The sequence below is a fragment of the Achromobacter aegrifaciens genome (assembly GCF_902859735.1).
In the GTDB taxonomy this organism is placed as follows: domain Bacteria; phylum Pseudomonadota; class Gammaproteobacteria; order Burkholderiales; family Burkholderiaceae_B; genus Achromobacter; species Achromobacter aegrifaciens.
In genome coordinates, this window is sequence record NZ_CADIJY010000002.1 from 678309 (window position 1) to 696479 (window position 18171).

Annotated in this window: 15 protein-coding genes and 1 pseudogene; 9 read left to right on the plus strand and 7 right to left on the minus strand. The window is 66.0% G+C overall.

Going from position 1 to position 18171, the window contains the following annotated elements:
• Positions 1-155: 155 nt before the first annotated feature.
• Both hemW and rdgB read right to left on the minus strand, forming a co-directional pair.
• Positions 156-1376: a radical SAM family heme chaperone HemW gene (gene hemW, locus HV766_RS09070; RefSeq protein WP_054454095.1), complete on the minus strand. Its 1221-nt coding sequence runs from the start codon at positions 1374-1376 to the stop codon at positions 156-158.
• Positions 1377-1413: 37 nt separating this feature from the next.
• The gene (gene rdgB, locus HV766_RS09075; RefSeq protein WP_054454093.1) at positions 1414-2037 is read right to left on the minus strand and encodes an RdgB/HAM1 family non-canonical purine NTP pyrophosphatase; all 624 of its coding nucleotides are present in this window, start codon (positions 2035-2037) and stop codon (positions 1414-1416) included.
• Between the two features lie 206 nt (positions 2038-2243).
• Here rdgB and HV766_RS09080 point away from each other — a divergent pair, with 206 nt between their 5' ends.
• Positions 2244-4097 (plus strand): EAL domain-containing protein, encoded by a 1854-nt coding sequence (locus HV766_RS09080; RefSeq protein WP_254593300.1) that lies wholly within the window; start codon positions 2244-2246, stop codon positions 4095-4097.
• 150 nt (positions 4098-4247) lie between these two features.
• On the opposite strand, the pseudogene HV766_RS09085 reads toward HV766_RS09080, so the two are convergent.
• Positions 4248-5723: pseudogene (locus HV766_RS09085) on the minus strand (methyl-accepting chemotaxis protein); the annotation flags it as partial.
• A gap of 170 nt (positions 5724-5893) precedes the next feature.
• Between HV766_RS09085 and HV766_RS09090 the strand changes: the two are divergent.
• Both HV766_RS09090 and HV766_RS09095 read left to right on the plus strand, forming a co-directional pair.
• On the plus strand, positions 5894-7054 hold the full coding sequence (locus HV766_RS09090; RefSeq protein WP_054454089.1) for an acyl-CoA dehydrogenase family protein: 1161 nt from the start codon (positions 5894-5896) through the stop codon (positions 7052-7054).
• Between the two features lie 16 nt (positions 7055-7070).
• The gene (locus HV766_RS09095) at positions 7071-8447 is read left to right on the plus strand and encodes an MmgE/PrpD family protein (RefSeq protein ID WP_175181005.1); all 1377 of its coding nucleotides are present in this window, start codon (positions 7071-7073) and stop codon (positions 8445-8447) included.
• A gap of 65 nt (positions 8448-8512) precedes the next feature.
• On the opposite strand, the gene rph is transcribed toward HV766_RS09095, so the two are convergent.
• On the minus strand, positions 8513-9247 hold the full coding sequence (gene rph, locus HV766_RS09100; RefSeq protein ID WP_302476941.1) for a ribonuclease PH: 735 nt from the start codon (positions 9245-9247) through the stop codon (positions 8513-8515).
• 181 nt (positions 9248-9428) lie between these two features.
• Here rph and HV766_RS09105 point away from each other — a divergent pair, with 181 nt between their 5' ends.
• From HV766_RS09105 to HV766_RS09115, 3 genes are all read left to right on the plus strand, one after another.
• Positions 9429-10361, plus strand: coding sequence for a YicC/YloC family endoribonuclease (locus tag HV766_RS09105; protein ID WP_119451588.1), 933 nt, complete (start codon positions 9429-9431; stop codon positions 10359-10361).
• Between the two features lie 237 nt (positions 10362-10598).
• A complete protein-coding gene (locus HV766_RS09110) occupies positions 10599-10943 on the plus strand; it encodes a type II toxin-antitoxin system RelE/ParE family toxin (RefSeq protein WP_175160446.1) in 345 nt (114 codons plus the stop codon).
• On the plus strand, positions 10940-11224 hold the full coding sequence (locus HV766_RS09115; protein WP_082400972.1) for a helix-turn-helix domain-containing protein: 285 nt from the start codon (positions 10940-10942) through the stop codon (positions 11222-11224). The genes HV766_RS09110 and HV766_RS09115 overlap by 4 nt, the downstream gene beginning before the upstream one ends.
• A gap of 7 nt (positions 11225-11231) precedes the next feature.
• Here the strand turns inward: HV766_RS09115 and HV766_RS09120 are convergent, their stop codons facing one another.
• Both HV766_RS09120 and HV766_RS09125 read right to left on the minus strand, forming a co-directional pair.
• The gene (locus HV766_RS09120) at positions 11232-12791 is read right to left on the minus strand and encodes an amino acid permease (RefSeq protein WP_054454080.1); all 1560 of its coding nucleotides are present in this window, start codon (positions 12789-12791) and stop codon (positions 11232-11234) included.
• Between the two features lie 134 nt (positions 12792-12925).
• Positions 12926-14425, minus strand: a complete 1500-nt coding sequence (locus HV766_RS09125) for an AMP nucleosidase (protein ID WP_370127645.1) — start codon at positions 14423-14425, stop codon at positions 12926-12928.
• Between the two features lie 311 nt (positions 14426-14736).
• Here HV766_RS09125 and HV766_RS09130 point away from each other — a divergent pair, with 311 nt between their 5' ends.
• Positions 14737-15336, plus strand: a complete 600-nt coding sequence (locus HV766_RS09130) for a C40 family peptidase (RefSeq protein ID WP_175181006.1) — start codon at positions 14737-14739, stop codon at positions 15334-15336.
• Positions 15337-15437: 101 nt separating this feature from the next.
• Here the strand turns inward: HV766_RS09130 and HV766_RS09135 are convergent, their stop codons facing one another.
• Positions 15438-16208 (minus strand): SDR family oxidoreductase, encoded by a 771-nt coding sequence (locus HV766_RS09135; protein WP_054454077.1) that lies wholly within the window; start codon positions 16206-16208, stop codon positions 15438-15440.
• Positions 16209-16541: 333 nt separating this feature from the next.
• Between HV766_RS09135 and HV766_RS09140 the strand changes: the two genes are divergently transcribed.
• Positions 16542-17246, plus strand: coding sequence for a c-type cytochrome (locus HV766_RS09140; RefSeq protein WP_175181007.1), 705 nt, complete (start codon positions 16542-16544; stop codon positions 17244-17246).
• Complete coding sequence (locus tag HV766_RS09145; RefSeq protein ID WP_175181008.1) at positions 17243-18160, plus strand: c-type cytochrome; 918 nt, start codon at positions 17243-17245, stop codon at positions 18158-18160. The genes HV766_RS09140 and HV766_RS09145 overlap by 4 nt, the downstream gene beginning before the upstream one ends.
• Positions 18161-18171: the final 11 nt, after the last annotated feature.

Below are 18171 nucleotides of genomic sequence, written 5' to 3' on the forward strand. Positions count from 1 at the left end.
GCTTTGCCCGTCGACTGGCATAAAAGAGGGAAGCAATAAGCGTGCCAGGTTTCCTCTCCGGGATTCCCCGGGGAAATCGGCTCGATCATGGGAAAATGTAGCACCATCATGGTGCAAATAGTGGAGCATGATTGCCCCACTATGGTGCATGAACGCTACAGGAACATTTCCTGCAGGTCGTTGAGGAATCTCCAGCCCAATGGAGTCGCCCGCAGCCGGGTCGGATCGGCGTCCAACAGCCCGCGCTTGGAGGCCGCCTCCAATTGGTGCGCAATGGCGGCCAGCGACAGGCCGGTACGCTCGTTGAACGCGGTGGCGGCTACGCCCTCCTTCAGGCGCAGGGCGTTCAGCATGAACTCGAACGGCAGTTCGTCCGGCCCGACCTGGCGGCTTTCGGCGATGTGGCTGCCGTCGCGGGCCATGGCGGCCTGCATCCACGAGTCGGGCCCGCGCAGCCGCGCTTCGCGCACGATGCGGTCATGGAAGGACAGCTTGCCGTGCGCCCCCGGGCCCAGGCCCAGGTAATCGCCAAATTCCCAGTAATTCAGATTGTGCCGGCAGCGCGCGCCGGGCTTCGCGTAGGCGGAAACCTCATAGCGGGCAAGGCCGGCCGCCGCCAGCTCGGCCTCCACCGCGTCCTGCATGGCGGCGCTGGTGTCGTCGTCGGGCAGGTCCTGGGGGGGGAACTTGGCGAAGACGGTATTGGGCTCCATCGTCAGGTGATAGAGCGACAGGTGCTCGGTGCCAAAAGCCACGGCCTGCCGCAGATCGGCCACACAGGCCTCCAGGGTCTGGCCGGGCAAGGCGAACATCATGTCCAGGTTGACGCGCGAGACCGCACGCTGCGCCATCTCGATCGCCGCCCTCGCCTGCGCGCTGTCATGGATGCGGCCCAGCTTCTTCAGCTGCGCATCGTCGAAACTCTGGATCCCCAGCGAAAACCGCGTTACGCCGCTGGCGGCATAGTCGCGGAAACGCCCGGCCTCGGCCGTGCCGGGATTGGCTTCCATGGTGATTTCGGCGTCGGGCCACAGGTTCAGACAGGCGCGCAGCATCGCCAGCAGTTCGTCCAGTCCTTCGGACGACAGCAGGCTGGGCGTGCCTCCGCCGATGAAGACGGATACCACCTGCCGCCCCCAGATCGAAGGCAGCGCCTGCTCCAGATCGCTGCGCAGGGCATCCAGATAGGCGCGTTCCGGGATTTCGCCCGGCGCCGCGTGGGAATTGAAGTCGCAATAAGGACATTTGCGCACGCACCACGGCACGTGCACATAGACGGACAGCGGCGGCAGGCTGGTCAGCGTGGCGCCGGCCGGCAGCTTCAGGCGCGACGGTTGCGCGCCCATGTCGTTGCGGATGGGAATGATGATGGACATGCGTAATTCCTGAACCGGGCGCCGCGCGGCGCCCTAGTCAAGCCTGGCTCAGCTTGCTCAACAGTTCGCGCAGGGCGCGGGCGCGATGGCTCAGCCGGTTCTTTTCCTCGGGCTCCAGGGCGGCGGCGGTCAGGGCCTGGTCGGGCAGGTAGAAATGCGGATCGTAGCCAAAGCCGTTGGCGCCTTCGGGCTGGTCGATGATCTCGCCATGCCACAGGCCTTCGCCTATCAGCGGCCGCGGATCGTTCTCGGAACGCACCAGCGCCAGCACCGCCACGTACCAGGCGCTGCGGTCGGCCACGCCGGCCAGATTGCGCACCAGCAGTTCGTTATTGGCCTGATCGGATTTTTCGCCGCCCAGCATCTTGGCATAGCGCGCCGAATACACGCCAGGCGCGCCATCCAGCGCCGCGACGCACAGGCCGGAATCGTCGGCCAGGGCCGGCAGTCCCGTCAGGCGGCTGGCATGGCGGGCCTTGGCCAGCGCGTTCTCGACGAACGTCACGTGCGGCTCTTCGGCCTCGGGCACGCCCAGTTCGCCCTGGGGCACAAGCTCGATGCCCAGGGGCGCGAACAGCGCGGAAAACTCGCGCAGCTTGCCGGCATTGTTGGAGGCGAGCACCACGCGGCGCAGGGAATCGGGAATCTTGGGAGCAGTCATGGGGCAAATTGTATAGGGCGCGGGCCCTATCCGCCGCCTGCGGGCGGCATGCCCCCGCGAGGCGAAAGGATATACCTTGCGCCAGGGTTGACAGTGATACTGACCCTAATTGAATATGGCGCGCCTGCCATCGACGAAACAACGCGGACATATTTTGTTGTCAACATGATCAAACTTGTCACTGATAGTATCTGAACGCACCGGCGATGGACCCCATTCACGCTTTGCCCAGGCCGGTAGCGGCCCGCGCACCCTCATCCCCCCTGGACAGCGCGTCAGCGCACGTGAGCCTGGCTGGCATCCTGCGGGAACGGCTGCTGCGCCCACGCTTCCAGCCCGTGGTCGATCTTTCGCACAGCCGCATCTACGGCCATGAAAGCCTGATCCGCGGCCCCGCCGACACCGCCCTGCACTTTCCCGACGCCTTGTTCGCCGAGGCCCGCCGCCAGGGCCTGCATCCGCAGCTGGAGCTGGCGAGCTTCCGCGCCGGCGCACAGGGCTTTCACCAGCATGACGCCTCCGGCATGCTGTTCCTGAATCTGTCCGGTTCGGCGCTGCTGCACTACTGGACCCTGTGGGGCGAGGAAATGCCCGAGCGCCTGCTCAAGAATTGTTCGCTCGCGCCTTCCAGCATCATCGTCGAACTCACCGAGCAGGATCCGCTGTCCGAGCACATGGCCGAGCTGTCCAGCGCATTTGCCTGCCTGCGGGCGCATGGCATGCGTGTCGCGCTGGACGACTACGGCGTGGGCAACTCCAATCTGCAGCTCTGGGCCGAGATGCAGCCGGACCTGGTCAAGATCGACCGCTATTTCTTCGACGGCATCGGCCAGGACGAGCGCAAGCAGAACATGGTGCGCGCCATCCTCAAAGTGGCGCAGCACCTGGGCACCACCATCGTTGCCGAAGGCATCGAGACCGCCGAGGACCTGGCCGTGGTGCGCGAGCTGGACATCCGCTACGCGCAAGGCTGGCTGCTGGGCCGGCCGGAGGAAATGCTGCTGACCGAGCTGGCGCCGCCGCTGCGCGATTCGCTGCGCCAACGCGCGCCGGCCGCAACGCCCGCCCGCGGCGTCGGCGGCACGGCGGCCAGCCTGCGCGTCGAAGCGCCGGCGGTACGGCTGACCGGACACACCAATGACGACGTGCACCGGCTGTTCATCGAACACAAGGAAATGCACGCGGTGGCGGTGATCGACGACGACAACCGGCCGGTCGGCATCATCAACCGGCGCGATTTCTCGGAACATTACGCCCAGCGCTACACGCGCGAGCTGTTCGGGCGGGACGCCTGCTCCACCTTCATGAATGCCGAACCGGTGCTGGTGGACCTGAACGTATCCATCGACCAGTTGAGCCACGTGCTGATCTCGGAAGACCAGCGCTATCTGATGGACGGCCTGATCATCACGCGCGAAGGCCGCTACGACGGCCTGGCCACCGGCGAAACCTTGGTGCGCTCGGTCACCGAGATGCGCATCGAGGCGGCGCGCTACGCCAATCCGCTGACCTCGCTGCCTGGCAACATCCCCATCAGCCGCCACATCGCCACGCTGCTCGAAGACGCCGACGACTTCACCATCTGCTATGGCGACCTGAACAACTTCAAGCCCTTCAACGACGTCTATGGCTATTGGCGCGGCGACGACATGATCATGTTGACCGCCGAAGTCATCAAGCGCCACTGCGATCCGCAGCGCGACTTCGTCGGCCATGTGGGCGGCGATGACTTCGTGGTGCTGTTGCGCAGCCCCGACTGGATGGCGCGCGCCCAGCGCATCATCGCGGAATTCAACGACCGCGCCATGGACCTGTATGACGACGAGGGCCGCCGCAACGGCGGGATCGAGGCCGAGGACCGCTACGGCGTGCCGCGCTTCTTTCCCTTCGTGACGCTGGGCGTGGGCGCCCTCACCGTCACGCCATCACTATGCGAGCGCATCCGCCCTGAGGACATCGCGTCGGCCGCCGCTCACGTCAAGCACAAGGTCAAGCACGGGAACCTGTCGCTGGTGGCCGAGCGCTACACCGGCGGCATCCTGCCGCAGCTGGATAGCTGAACCCTGCCCGGCCGCGCCATCGGCCGGCTGGGCGATCTGGAACACCGCCACGGCCCGGCGCAGACCCTGCGCCTGGGCTTCCAGCGCGGCGGCAGCGGCCGCGGTCTGCTCCACCATGGCGGCATTCTCCTGCGTCGAGCGTTCGATGTCCGCCACCGCATGGTTCACCGAGGCGATGCCCGCCGCCTGCTCGGCCGTCGCGCTGGAAATCTCGGCCACAATCTGCGTGACCCGGTCCACCGATTGCATCATGTCGCGCATGGTGTCGCCGGCCACGCTGACCTGACGCACGCCCGCCTGCACGCGCGCCGCGGAGTCCTCGATCAGGCCCTTGATTTCCTTGGCGGCCTGCGCGCTGCGCTGGGCGAGCGAGCGCACCTCGCCCGCCACCACGGCAAAGCCCTTTCCCTGCTCTCCCGCGCGCGCCGCTTCCACCGCGGCATTGAGCGCCAGGATATTGGTCTGGAACGCGATGCTGTCGACCACGCCCACGATCTCGCCGATGCGGCGGGCGCTTTCGGCGATGCCCTGCATGCTCTGCACCACTTCCTCCACCGCCGCGCCGCCGCGCTGCGCCAGCTGGGTCGCGCCCAGCGCCTGGCGGCTGGCCAGGTCGGCGTTGCCGGCGGTCAGCTGCACCGTTTGCGCCAGCTGCATCATGTTGGCCGACGCTTCCTGCAGCGAGCCCGCCTGACGCGCGGTACGGTCCGACATGTCCGCCCCGCCCGCGGCGATCTCGCCGGAACCGGTATGGATTTCCTCGACGCCATGGCGCACCGAGGCCACTGCCGCCGACAGCCCTTTCTGCATGCGCCGCATGGCGCTGTACAGGACGCCGATCTCGTTGTCGCCGCGCATGGCGATCGCACCCGTGAGGTCGCCGTCGGCGATGCGGTCGAAATGCGCCCCTGCTTCATTCAGCGGCCGCAGGATGCTGCGGCGGAACGCCAGGCGGATCAGCACAGCCAACAGCAGCACCAGCGCCAGCACCCCGGCCGCCACCGCGATCACCCGCTGCAGCGTGAGGCTGGCGCTGGCCACGGCCGCCTGCCCCTGATCGCGGGCGTAGGTCTGGTAGGCGTCGGCCTGCTTGACGTAGGCAGCGCCGCTGGCCGGCAGCGCCTTGTCCACCAGGCGGTTCACCTCGATCCCGTTCCAGCCCTTGATCGCCGCATGCATGGGTGCCAGCGTCTTGTCCGCGAAGGCTGCGTAGGCCGCCAATACGCCATCGAACAACGGCGCGCCCTCGGCGCTGATGTCGGGATTGGCGCGCAAGCGTCCCAGGCTGTCCGCGGCCTGCTTGAGCAGCGCCTCGGCGTGCGCCAGCGACTCGTTGCGCGCCTCTTCCAGCCCGCCTTCCATCGCCGTCTTGGCATCCGTCAGCGCGGCCCGCGCCTGGAACAACCGGCTGGTCATGTCGGCCAGATCGCCTGCCCGTTCGATGCTGCCCCGGCCCAGCGCTTCTATGTCCGTCCGGTTTTCCCGCAGCACCGAGATTCCTGCCGCTGCCGCCAGCGCGAACAGCACCACGAACAACGCAAGAATGGCCGACAACGCCGTCGTGACCCTGATGTTTTTCCGCATATCAGTCCATACAAATCCTGCCGCCAGCGGCGGCGTTCGCATGGATTATGGACACCCAGTTTGGCAATTTCTTGACACAACCCCGGCGCCGGGATGACAAACTCCCGTCATGAAACCGAACCCCGTATTAAGCAATTGTGAATTGGCAGGGGCGGCGGCATGCGGCACATTCCACGGTGTACCGATCCATTACCCATACAGAAAACCGCATCATGACCAACGCCTCCCACGCCTATCAGGACATCCGCGAAGCCGTGCGCGATCTCTGCGCCCAGTTCCCCTCCGAATACTTCCGCAAGGTCGATGAAGAACGCGGCTATCCCGAAGCCTTCGTCCGCGCGCTGACCGAAGCCGGCTGGCTGGCCGCGCTGATCCCGCAGGAATACGGCGGCTCCGGCCTGGGCCTGACCGAAGCGTCTGTCATCATGGAAGAAATCAACCGCAGCGGCGGCAATTCCGGCGCCTGCCACGGCCAGATGTACAACATGGGCACGCTGCTGCGCCACGGCTCCGAAGCCCAGAAGCGCGAGTACCTGCCGCGCATCGCCGCCGGCGAACTGCGCCTGCAGTCCATGGGCGTCACCGAACCCACCACCGGCACCGACACGACCAAGATCAAGACCACCGCGGTCAAGCGCGGCGACCGCTACGTCATCAACGGCCAGAAGGTCTGGATCTCGCGCGTGCAGCACTCCGACCTGATGATCCTGCTGGCGCGCACCACGCCGCTGGACCAGGTCACGCGCAAGTCCGAAGGCATGTCCATCTTCCTGGTGGACCTGCATCATGCCGTCAAGCACGGCATGTCGATCCGCCCGATCCCCAACATGGTCAACCACGAGACCAACGAGCTGTTCTTCGACAACCTCGAAATCCCCGAGGAGAACCTGATCGGCGAGGAAGGAAAGGGCTTCAAGTACATCCTGGACGGCCTGAACGCCGAACGCACCCTGATCGCCGCCGAATGCATTGGCGACGGCTACTGGTTCGTGGACAAGGTCACCGCCTACGCCAAGGAGCGCATGGTGTTCGGCCGCCCCATCGGCCAGAACCAGGGCGTGCAGTTCCCCATCGCCCGCGCCCACATCAACGTCGAAGCGGCCAGCCTGATGCGCTACGAGGCCTGCCGCCTGTTCGACGCCCACGAGCCCTGCGGCGCACAAGCCAACATGGCCAAGCTGCTGGCTGCCGACGCGTCCTGGGAAGCCGCCAATGCCTGCCTGCAATTCCACGGCGGCTTCGGCTTCGCCACGGAATACGATGTGGAGCGCAAGTTCCGCGAAACCCGCCTGTATCAGGTCGCGCCGATCTCGACCAACCTGATCCTGTCCTACGTGGCCGAACACATCCTGGGCCTGCCCCGCTCCTTCTGACCGGACCCCGACATCAATGACCGCTGCCAAAGATATCCCGCACCTGAGCGCCGAACTCGCGGCCTTCGCCGCCAACCTGCGCTATGAAGACATCCCGGCGCCGGTGCTGCGCCGCGCCGAGGACCTGTTGCTGGACTGCCTGGCGTCCATTCTGGCGGGCGCTTCGGCGCGCGCGGTGCAGGCCATCGACCGCTACGCCGCCGCCATGGGTCCGGCCGACGGCCCCAGCGAAGTCCTGATCACCCGCCGCCGCACCACGCCGCTGTTCGCCGCCATGGTCAACGCGGCGGCCGCCCACGTGGTCGAGCAGGACGACGTGCACAACGGTTCCGTGTTCCACCCCGCCGCCGTGGTGTTCCCGCCTGCGCTGGCCGTGGCGCAAGCGCTGGGGCGCTCGGGCCGCGACCTGCTGGTCGCGTCTGTTGCGGGCTACGAAGTGGGAATCCGCGTCGGCGAATTCCTGGGCCGTTCGCACTACAAGATCTTCCACACCACCGGCACCGCAGGCACGCTGGCCGCCGCCGTCACCGCCGGCCGGCTGCTGAACCTGTCCCCCGAGGAAATGCTGCACGCGCTGGGCTCGGCCGGCACTCAGGCTGCGGGCCTCTGGGAGTTCCTGCGCGACGCCGCCGACTCCAAGCAACTGCACACCGCCAAGGCCGCGGCCGACGGCATCACCGCCGCCTATCTGGCGCGCGAAGGTTTCACCGGCGCGCGCCACATCCTGGAAGGTCCGCAGGGCATGGCGGCCGGCATGTCCACCGACGCCGACCCGAGCCGCCTGTGCGACCGCTTGGGCGAACGCTGGGCGCTGGCCGAGACCTCGTTCAAGTTCCACGCTTCCTGCCGCCACACCCACCCCGCTGCCGACGCGCTACAGCAAGCGCTGCGCGACAACAAGCTGACCGAAGCCGACATCGAGCGCGTCGTGGCCCACGTGCACCAGGGCGCCATCGACGTGCTGGGGCCGGTAGTCAATCCGCAGACCGTGCACCAGTCCAAGTTCTCGATGGGCACTGTCCTGGCCCTGATCGCCCGCCAGGGCCGCGCAGGCCTGGCGGAATTCGATGCCGGCCTGGACGATCCGGGCGTCGCCACGTTCCGCGGCAAGGTCGAAATGGAACTCGACCCGGAGGTCGACGGCGCCTACCCTCAGCGCTGGATCGGCAAGGTCACGGTCTACACCCGCGACGGCCGCAAGCTGCATGGCCGCGTGGATGAACCCAAGGGCGATCCGGGTAATACCCTGAGCCGGGCGGAAATCGAGGACAAGACGCTAAGCCTGGGCCGCTACGCGGACGCCGCTACCGAGCAAGAGCTGCGCGGGCTGATCGCCGCGATCTGGAATCTGGAAAAGGCGGAAAAAATGGGAATGCTGCTGGCGTCGAAGTAAAGCCTGCAGACGAATCTACGGGTTGGCCGCGGGGTGCGCGTCCAACCCGTTTCTTTTGGCGCCGATCAGGCCAGCGCCGCGCGCTGCGCCCGCACCAGGCCGGCGATGCCGTTTTCGGCCAACACCAGCATCGTGTCCAGTTCCGCGCGGGTGAAGGTGGCGCCCTCGCCCGTGCCCTGCACTTCCACGAATGCGCCGCTGCCGGTCATGATCACGTTTACGTCGGCGTCGCAGGCCGAGTCTTCCTCGTAATCCAGGTCCAGCACCGCGCGACCTTGTACCAAGCCGACCGACACCGCTGCCACCGCATCGCGGATCGGGTTCGCGGCGAGGTCGCCGCGCTGCATCAGCAACGCGACGGCGTCGGCCGCGGCCACCCAGGCGCCGGTAATGCTGGCGCAGCGCGTACCGCCGTCGGCCTGCAGCACGTCGCAGTCCAGGTGCAGCGTGCGTTCGCCCAGCGCCTTCATGTCGAACACGGCCCGCAGGCTGCGGCCGATCAGGCGCTGGATTTCCTGGGTGCGGCCGCTCTGCTTGCCGCGCGCGGCCTCGCGGTCGCCGCGCGTATGGGTGGCGCGCGGCAACATGCCGTATTCAGCCGTTACCCAGCCTTCCCCCTTGCCCTTCAGAAAAGGCGGTACCTTCTCAAGTACGCTGGCCGTGCACAGCACATGGGTGTTGCCGGCCTTCACCAGCACCGAACCTTCGGCGTAGCGCGTGAACCCGCGCTCCAGGCTGAACGGCCGCAGTTCGTCGACGGCGCGGCCCGAAGGACGGGCGATGGCGGGGGTAGTGGTCACAGGCAAACTCCAGACGTGGCTTAGATCCGCCGCATTGTACGGGGTGGCGCCGCAGGAAAACGCCGCTTGGAGTATCCTGCCGCGATATAACCGGTACAAATGAAAGGGTCCGCGCCGAAAAACCGGCTGGCGCGCACACCCGCCGGTTCCCAATAAAAAGCATTACCAGGACACGCACATCATGATTCGCAGCATGACCGCCTTCGGCAACGCCCGCGCAGATCTCGAGCAAGGCACGCTTGCGCTCGAATTCCGCAGCGTCAACAGCCGCTTCCTTGACCTCTACTTCCGCCTGCCCGACGAATTGCGCCACGTGGAAACGCCGCTGCGCGAATTGCTGACCGCCAATCTGGCGCGCGGCAAGGTCGAAATCCGCGTTTCCTACACGCGCAACGCCAGCACCGACCTGTCCAAGCTGGAACCGGCCTGGCTCGAAAGCCTGGCCGAACAGCTGCAGGCCGCGCGCCGCATCCTCCCCGACATCGCCGCCCCGCGCCTGGTGGAACTGTTCAACTGGCCGGGCCAGCGCGCCAACGACGCGCTCGACCCGCAAGTCTGGGGCGCCGCCTGCATGCAGGCCGCCCAGCAGGCCCTGACCCAGCTGCAGGAAGGCCGCGCGCGCGAAGGCGAACGCCTGGCCGGCATGATGCGCGAATGCGCCGACGGCGTCGCGCGCATCGTCGAGCTGGTGCAGGCGCACCTGCCCCAACTGCTGGCGGACCACCGCGACAAGCTGGCTTCCAAGCTGCGCGAAAGCGTGGAATCCGCCTTCCCCGGCGGCTTCACCCACATTTCCGGCGCGGAACTGTCCGAACGCCTGTCCCAGGAAGCCAACCTGTTCGCCCTGCGCATCGATGTGGCCGAAGAACTCTCCCGCCTGCGCTCGCACCTGGAAGAACTGCGCCACCTGCTGGGCGACGGCGGCGGCAAACCCGCCTCCGGCAAAAAGAACGCCGGCAGCGCGGGCAAGCGCCTGGACTTCCTGTTCCAGGAAATGAACCGCGAAGCCAACACCCTGGGCTCCAAGGCCGGCAGCATGGAAGTCACCCGCGCCGCCATGGACCTGAAGCTGCTGATCGAGCAGATGCGGGAACAGGCGCAGAACATCGAATAGCGGGATACGCGATGGCGCCTCTGAATGGGCGCCGGATCCTGGGTAAAAAAAAGCAGCCCTTACCTGCTGGATGGATGATCCAGTACGTAAGGGCTGCTTTTCGTCTGGTTTTAAGGGCTCGCCCGCCCCGCATTGGCCTGTAGCTGTTGATATACGTGCTTGCGTCCTGGCCTCGATGCCGGAAGTCTGACCTTGCCGAACTAATCCAATGGATTAGAATTAACTTTGCGACAAACCATGCATGGCATTGCGGAACTGCCCTCTTACATTCGTCTTGCCGACAGACTATTGCTGCCAAACGAGCGTCAAGACCTGATTGACTACCTGGCCGGGCATCCGAAGGCGGGAGACATCATGGAGGGCACCGGTGGAGTCCGCAAATTGCGCTGGCGTCGTAGCGGGCAAGGCAAGAGCGGCGGCGCGCGCATCATCTATTACTACCACGATGATCTTATGCCGCTATATTTGCTGACGCTTTTTGCGAAAAACGATAAAGCCAATCTGACTAAGGCCCAACGCAACGAGCTAGCCGGCATGGTGACTTTGCTGGTGAATATCTGGAAAGGACAAACAAGATCATGAGCACTGCATTCGACGGCATCAAGCAAGGCTTGCAAGAAGCGATTGCCCACGCGCAGGGAGATACACGCGGCGTTCGCCTGCATCGCCCCCGCGAGGTTGACGTCAAAGCCGTACGCGCCAAAGTCGGAATGACCCAGGAACAATTCGCAGCCCGATTCGGCTTTTCGACTGCCACGCTGCGACATTGGGAACGCGGTGATCGCTCACCGCGCGGCCCTGCCCTGGTACTACTTAACGTCATCGAACGGAACCCTGAGGCCGTCATCGAAGCGTTGGCTTGACCAGCCCTCACCTCGCCTCGCCCGCCGCAGGCTCCCCCCGCAGCGCTGAATCCAGATAAGCACTACGCGCCCGCGCATCCGGGAAATGCATGTCCCGGTAGTTCACGAAGCGCGAGCCGCGCGCCAGCCGGTAGCCGGCCCAGATCAGCAGGAACAGCGGAATCCCGATGTAGGTCGCGACCACGCCGCCCCAATCGATCTTGTCCTGCAGGAACGCCTGGTAGTTCTGCCCCAGGGTGATGATCAGGCAGAGCACGAAAGCGAAGATCGGCCCGAACGGGAAGAACGGCGACACATACGGCAGATCGGCCAGGTTATGGCCCTGCTTCACGTAGCCACGGCGGAACCGGTAGTGGCTGATGGCGATGCCCAGCCAGGCGATGAAGCCCGTCATCCCGGAGGTGTTCAGCAGCCAGATGTAGACGGCGTTGGGGCTGAAAATGAAGGTGAAAAAACACAGCGCCGCCACCACCGTCGTCGCCAGCAGCGCCCACAGCGGCACGCCGCTGCGCGAGATGCGGCCGAAGATGCGCGGCGCCTTGCCTTCGCGGGCCAGGCTGTAAAGCATGCGTGTAGCCGCGTACATGCCGGAATTGCCCGCCGACAATACCGACGTCAGCACCACCGCGTTCATGACCGAAGCCGCCCCCAGGAGGCCGGCCCGCTCGAAGATCAGCGCGAAGGGACTGACGCTGATGTCCTCGACCTCGTTGCGCAACAGGTGCGGGTCGGTATAGGGAATCAAGAGGCCGATGACCAGGATGGCCGCCACGTAGAACAGCAGGATGCGCCAGAAGACCTGGCGCACCGCGCGCGGCAGGTTGCGCGCCGGGTCCTTGGATTCGCCGGCGGCGATGCCGATGAGCTCGGTACCCTGGAACGAAAAGCCCACCACCATGGCCACGCCGATCAGCGCCGCGAAGCCGCCTGAGAACGGCGCATCGCCCACGGTCCAGTTGGCCAGGCCGCCCGTTTCTCCGCCCCGGATGATGCCCAGCAGCATCATCACGCCCATGGCCACGAACGCCAGCACCGCGATCACCTTGATCAGCGCGAACCAGAACTCTGCCTCGCCGAAGCCGCGCGCCGACATGGCGTTCAGGCCGAAGGTGATCGCCAGGAACAGGGCGCTCCAATAGAAACCCGGCACGTCGGGAAACCAGTAGGCCATGACCAGTTGCGCCGCCACCAGGTCCACCGCCACGGTCACCGCCCAGTTGTACCAATAGTTCCAGCCCAGGGCGAAGCCGAAGCCGTCCTCGACATAGCGCGCGCCGTAGGTGGAAAAGGAACCGGAAACCGGCATCGCGGCGGCCAGTTCGCCCAGGCTGGTCATCAGGAAATAGACCATGATGCCGATCAGCACGTAGCCCAGCAGCGCCCCGCCGGGGCCGGCCTTGGCGATGGTCGCGCCGGAAGCCACGAACAGGCCGGTGCCGATGGACCCGCCCACCGCAATCATGGTCAGGTGGCGCGCGGACAGCGTGCGGCGCAGTTCGGAAGGCGGGTTCGCCTTCGCCTCGCGCGTGCCGCCTGAGCGACGTTCATCGTGTTCCGATGGTGCCAAAATGCATTTCCTTCAGGTCATGAAGGCACCTGTGCGCAACGCCAGGTGCCTGGGAATTTCCAAGCAACCGGCGAGAATAGCGCAAGAGGCCCCATCCGGTGAAATCGGACGGCCTCGGGGACGGATCGACGAACCTATTGAAACGCCGTTTCCATGAAGGTGCGCAGCTTGCGCGAATGCAGGCGTTCCGGCGGCATGTCGCGCAGCCGCTCCAGGGCGCGGATGCCGATTTCCAGATGTTGATTCACCTGGCGGCGGTAGAAGGCGCTGGCCATGCCGGGCAGCTTCAGTTCGCCATGCAAAGGCTTGTCCGACACGCACAGCAAGGTGCCGTACGGCACGCGGAAGCGGAAGCCGTTGGCCGCGATGGTGGCGGATTCCATGTCCAGCGCAATCGCGCGGGACTGCGCAAAACGCTCCACCAGTTCCAGATGATCACGCAGTTCCCAATTGCGGTTGTCGATGGTGGCGACCGTGCCCGTGCGCATGATGCGCTTCAGATCCCAGCCCGACAGCCCGGCCACTTCTTCGACCGCCTGCTCCAGCGCCACCTGCACCTCGGCCAGCGCCGGCACCGGCACCCAGGTCGGCAGGTCGGCGTCCAGCACGTGGTCCTCGCGCACATAGCCATGAGCCAAGACGTAGTCGCCCAGGCGCTGCGAATCGCGCAGGCCCGCGCAGTGGCCCAGCATCAGCCAGGCGTGCGGGCGCAGTACGGCGATGTGGTCGGTAATGGTCTTGGCGTTGGACGGTCCCACGCCGATGTTCACCAGCGTGATGCCCGAATGGTCGCCGCGCACCAGGTGGTAGGCCGGCATCTGCGGCAGGCGGACCGCCTGGTCCTCGTCGCCCGGGCCGCTTTCGCCCCGCCGCGTGATGCGGTTGCCCGGCTCCACCAGCATTTCGTAGTCTTCGTTGCCGCTGGCCATGAGCGCGCGGGCGCGGGCGCAGAACTCGTCCACGTAGAACTGGTAGTTGGTGAACAGCACGAAATTCTGGAAATGCGCGGGCGCGGTCGAGGTGTAGTGCTGCAAGCGGTGCAGCGAATAGTCCACGCGCTGGGCCGTAAAAGGCGCCAGCGGCTTGGGCTCGCCCTCCTTGCCGCGCCAGGAACCGTTGACGATGGCATCGTCCGTCACCGCCAGGTCGGGCACGTCGAACAGGTCGCGCAGGGGCCGCTTGAGTGCCTCCAGATGCTCGCCCTCGACGTAGGCGCCCTCGGGGAAGGCGAAATGCAGCGGAATGGGCGAATCGGACTCGCCGACTTCGACCGCCACGCGGTGGTTCTGCAGCAGCTGGCTGACCTGCTCGATCAGGTAGTCGCGAAACAGCGCGGGCTGGGTGATGGTGGTCTGGTAAATGCCCGGTTCGGCGACGTGGCCGTAGGACAGCCGGGTATCGATCGGATCGTAGGTTTCCACCACGATACGGATGGCCGGGTAGTAGGCTCGGGCGCGCTCGCGGCCGTTGGTCGAGCCTTTCAGCACTTCACGGAAGGCGGCGCGCAGGAATGCGGTATTGCGCGCATAGATTTCGATCAGGCGCTCCACTGCCGCCACCGCATCCTGGAACGGCTCGAAGGGCAAGGCTTCTGGCCGGCTCATGGAAGACAAAGGGTGCACTGCGTTCATCATCGAGCTTTACTCCGCTTCTCATCTTATCTGTAACCGCGGCCGCTGCCGGCTTGCCGGGCCGCAGGGCCGATTGCGACGATTATGCCCGAGCCCGCGCCAGATGAAATGTCATATTCGACGGCCCGGGAAGCTGCGCGCGCCGTAACTTCCACCGACAAGAATGCTGCATTGCACTACAAATGTAATGAAACATTATTCCATTACAATCACATGGCAGTCCGGGGTTTTACGTCCCGGTGTTGCCCCCCTTTCCGCCGGCTTGCCTGTCCAGGCAAAGCCATGCCGCCCACTCCGATTCTTGAAGTGACGTAATGACGCCGCCCACGCGAAAAGCCCGAATTGCCCAACTACGCATTCCCGTATTCCTGTCAGCGCCCATCATCGCCCTGACCCTTTCCTGGATTCCCGACGCCGCCCAGGCGTCCGTCCGCTCCGAGCAGGCCCGCCCCTCGCTTACCGGCCTGCGCCTGGCCCAGGAACCCACCGTCCCCACCCTGCGCGACCGTGTCGTGCAAGCCGGCCTGGATGCCATCGGCACCCCCTATAGCTGGGGCGGCGACGATGCCGACGGTTTCGATTGCAGCGGACTGGTCCTGCACGTCTTCCGTGAAATCGCCGGCATGGAGCTGCCTCGCACGGCGCGCGCTCAACGCACCGCTGGCGAATCCGTCGCCAACAAGCAGGATCTGCGCCCCGGCGACCTGGTGTTCTTCGCCACGCGCGGCCGCGGCGTGACCTCGCACGTCGGCATCTACATCGGCCAGAACAAGTTTGTCCACGCTCCGCGCCGCGGCACCAAGGTGCGTGTGGACGAAATGAAGAATTCGTACTGGACCAAGCGCTACGTCGGCGCCCGGCGCTATCTGGATATGCAACCGGGCCAGATGCTGGCCCAGGCTTCCGCCCGCTGACGGAAAAAATCGGGGCGTCGCTGCCGACGCCCCTTGGGGGAGGCACCACAGCCTGCCGCGGCCAGTCCAGCAAGGACGCGCCGCCGCAGGCTTGCCGCGTTTCAGCCCCGGCCCACGAAGGGCATGTTGGTCGCCATGATGGTCATGAACTGCACGTTGGCCTCCAGCGGCAGGCGCGCCATGGCGGCCACCGCCTGCGCCACGTGCGCCACGTCCATGCGCGGCTCCACCTTGGTGCTGCCGTCCGCCTGCAGGATGCCTGCGGCCATGCGCTCGGTCATGTCGGTGGCGGCATTGCCGATGTCGATCTGGCCGCAAGCGATGTTGTAGGGCCGGCAATCCAGCGAAATGGACTTGGTCAGCCCGGTCACCGCGTGCTTGGTGGCGGTGTAGGCGATGGAGAACGGACGCGGCGCATGCGCCGAGATCGAACCGTTGTTGATGATGCGCCCGCCACGCGGATTCTGCGCCTTCATCACGCGAATGGCGGCTTGCGCGCACAGGAACATGCCGGTCAGGTTGGTGTCCACCACCTCGCGCCACAGCGATACGGGCAACTCCTCGATCGGCATCGCGGGCGCGCCGCGGCCGGCATTGTTGAACAGCACGTCCAGCCGGCCATATTCGCGCTGCGCCGCATCGAATAGTTCGCGCACGGCCTGCTCGTCGGATACATCCGTGGGCACCACCAGCGCCCTCACGCCGTCCTCGCCCGCCGCGGTGCGGGTGGCTTCCAGCGGTTCGCGGCGACGGCCGGCCAACACGACCCGATAGCCTTGCGCCAGGAATTCCAGCGCCACCGCGCGGCCTATGCCGGTACCGGCGCCGGTGACCAGCGCCACGCGCGGGTGTTCGATCTCGTTCGCTTGCATCGGATTCTCCTTGTTATCGATCGGCGGAATGCTACCCCAATCATTCTGGCCATGCTGCAAGCGAAGGTTCCAGCCGTGACACATTCGAACGCGTCACACGCAAGCAAAAATTACCCGGCATGGACAAGCTGCCAAATGCGCCGGAAGACCCGTTTTTCCTGCAGCGATCGCGACCGACGGATCTGCACCCGCTCAGCTATTCCACGCAGAAAAAATCCGCGCAACGCATGCCACAGGGTCGACAATCCCGTGTTGATCCGTCACAAGTCTTTATATAATTCCTGGAAATTAGCTTATTACCAAAAATCCAATAACACCCACGGAGCAGGTTCTATGACCCCACGGTCCCTACCCGCCGCACTGGTCCTGAGCGCGTTGTACGCCGCCTCGGCCGGTGCGCAAAGCGCGCCCGACGGCAAGCAGATCAGCACCCAGGGCGCCAACGGCGCGCCCGCCTGTATCACCTGCCACGGCGCCCGTGGCGAGGGCAATCCCGCCGCCGGCTTTCCGCAACTTGCCGGCATGGGCAGTGCGTACCTGGACGAACAGCTCGAAGCCATGGCCAATGGCTCGCGCGTCAGCCCGGTCATGGCCGCCACCGCCAAGGCGCTGGACCCGGCGCAGCGCAAGGCTGTGGCGCAGTACTACGCCGCGCTGCCTTCCGCGCTGGACATCGACAAACTGGCCGCCACCGCCATGCATCCGGCCAAGCCGGCGGACACCGGCGCCTGGCTGGCCACCCGCGGCGCCTGGGACAAGAACGTGCCCGCCTGCAACCAGTGCCACGGGCCGGGCGGCATCGGCGTCGGCGCGAATTTCCCCGCCTTGGCGGGCCAGCCCGCTGCCTACATCGCGGGCCAACTGCGCGCCTGGCAGCAAGGCCAGCGCCCTCCGGGTCCGCTGGGCCTGATGCCGGCCGTGGCCACGCGCCTGTCCAGCGCCGAGATCGACGCCGTCTCCGCCTACTATGCAGGCCTGCCCAAGGCCGCCGACCAGCTTGCCGCGCAAGCCAACACCGCCGCGGGAGCCCAGCAATGACCGCCACCAGCCTGCGCCTGCTGTCCGCCGCCTGCCTGTTCGCGTCCGCCGCCACGTTTGCGGCCGAACCCCGCCCGTCCTTCACACCATCGTCGGCCGCGTCCATCCCCGACAACGATTTCGGCAAAGCCGTGCGCGAAGGCGAACAGATCTTCCTGCACACCCCGCAGAACGCCGCCAAGTTTGTCGGCAACAACCTGAACTGCGTCAGCTGCCACCTGGACGCCGGCCGCCGGCCGGACTCAGCGCCTATGTGGGCTGCCTACGTGCTCTACCCCGCCTATCGCGCCAAGAACGGCCACGTCAACACCCTGGCCGAACGCCTGCAAGGGTGTTTCCGCTTCAGCATGAATGGCAAGGCGCCCGCCGCGGACGATCCCACCCTGACCGCGCTGCAGACCTATATGTTCTGGCTGGCCAGCAAGGCGCCCACCGGCGTGGTGCTGGAGGGCCAGGGCTACCGCAAGCTGCCCGCGCCAGCCAAGAAGGCCGACTACCTGCGCGGCAGCGAGGTCTATGCGCAATACTGCGCGGTCTGCCACGGGGCCGAGGGCCAAGGCCAGAAGAACGGCAAGCATTGGGTGTTCCCCGCCCTGTGGGGCGCGGACTCCTTCAACTGGGGCGCGGGCATGCACCAGATCGGCAATGCCGCCGGCTTCATCAAGGCCAACATGCCGCTCGGACAGGCCGGCATGCTGAGCGACCAGGAAGCCTGGGACGTCGCCTACTTCATGAATGCGCACGAGCGTCCGCAGGATCCGCGCTATACAGAGTCTGTCGCCGCAACCCGGGCCAAGTACCACGACTCCGACGACTCGCTTTACGGTATCGAGGTCAACGGCCATTTGCTGGGCAGCGACTCGCCGCCAGCCGGTGGCAAGCTGACCCAGGCCGCCGCCAAGGCGGGCGGCTGAGTCCGGCAGGC

Coding starts and splice junctions, on each gene's coding strand:
- hemW (WP_054454095.1), bottom strand. CDS start 1,376: ATGTCCATCATCATTCCCATCCGCAACGACATGGGCGCGCAACCGTCG.
- rdgB (WP_054454093.1), bottom strand. CDS start 2,037: ATGACTGCTCCCAAGATTCCCGATTCCCTGCGCCGCGTGGTGCTCGCC.
- HV766_RS09080 (WP_254593300.1), top strand. CDS start 2,244: ATGGACCCCATTCACGCTTTGCCCAGGCCGGTAGCGGCCCGCGCACCC.
- HV766_RS09090 (WP_054454089.1), top strand. CDS start 5,894: ATGACCAACGCCTCCCACGCCTATCAGGACATCCGCGAAGCCGTGCGC.
- HV766_RS09095 (WP_175181005.1), top strand. CDS start 7,071: ATGACCGCTGCCAAAGATATCCCGCACCTGAGCGCCGAACTCGCGGCC.
- HV766_RS09105 (WP_119451588.1), top strand. CDS start 9,429: ATGATTCGCAGCATGACCGCCTTCGGCAACGCCCGCGCAGATCTCGAG.
- HV766_RS09110 (WP_175160446.1), top strand. CDS start 10,599: ATGCATGGCATTGCGGAACTGCCCTCTTACATTCGTCTTGCCGACAGA.
- HV766_RS09115 (WP_082400972.1), top strand. CDS start 10,940: ATGAGCACTGCATTCGACGGCATCAAGCAAGGCTTGCAAGAAGCGATT.
- HV766_RS09125 (WP_370127645.1), bottom strand. CDS start 14,425: ATGATGAACGCAGTGCACCCTTTGTCTTCCATGAGCCGGCCAGAAGCC.
- HV766_RS09130 (WP_175181006.1), top strand. CDS start 14,737: ATGACGCCGCCCACGCGAAAAGCCCGAATTGCCCAACTACGCATTCCC.
- HV766_RS09135 (WP_054454077.1), bottom strand. CDS start 16,208: ATGCAAGCGAACGAGATCGAACACCCGCGCGTGGCGCTGGTCACCGGC.
- HV766_RS09140 (WP_175181007.1), top strand. CDS start 16,542: ATGACCCCACGGTCCCTACCCGCCGCACTGGTCCTGAGCGCGTTGTAC.
- HV766_RS09145 (WP_175181008.1), top strand. CDS start 17,243: ATGACCGCCACCAGCCTGCGCCTGCTGTCCGCCGCCTGCCTGTTCGCG.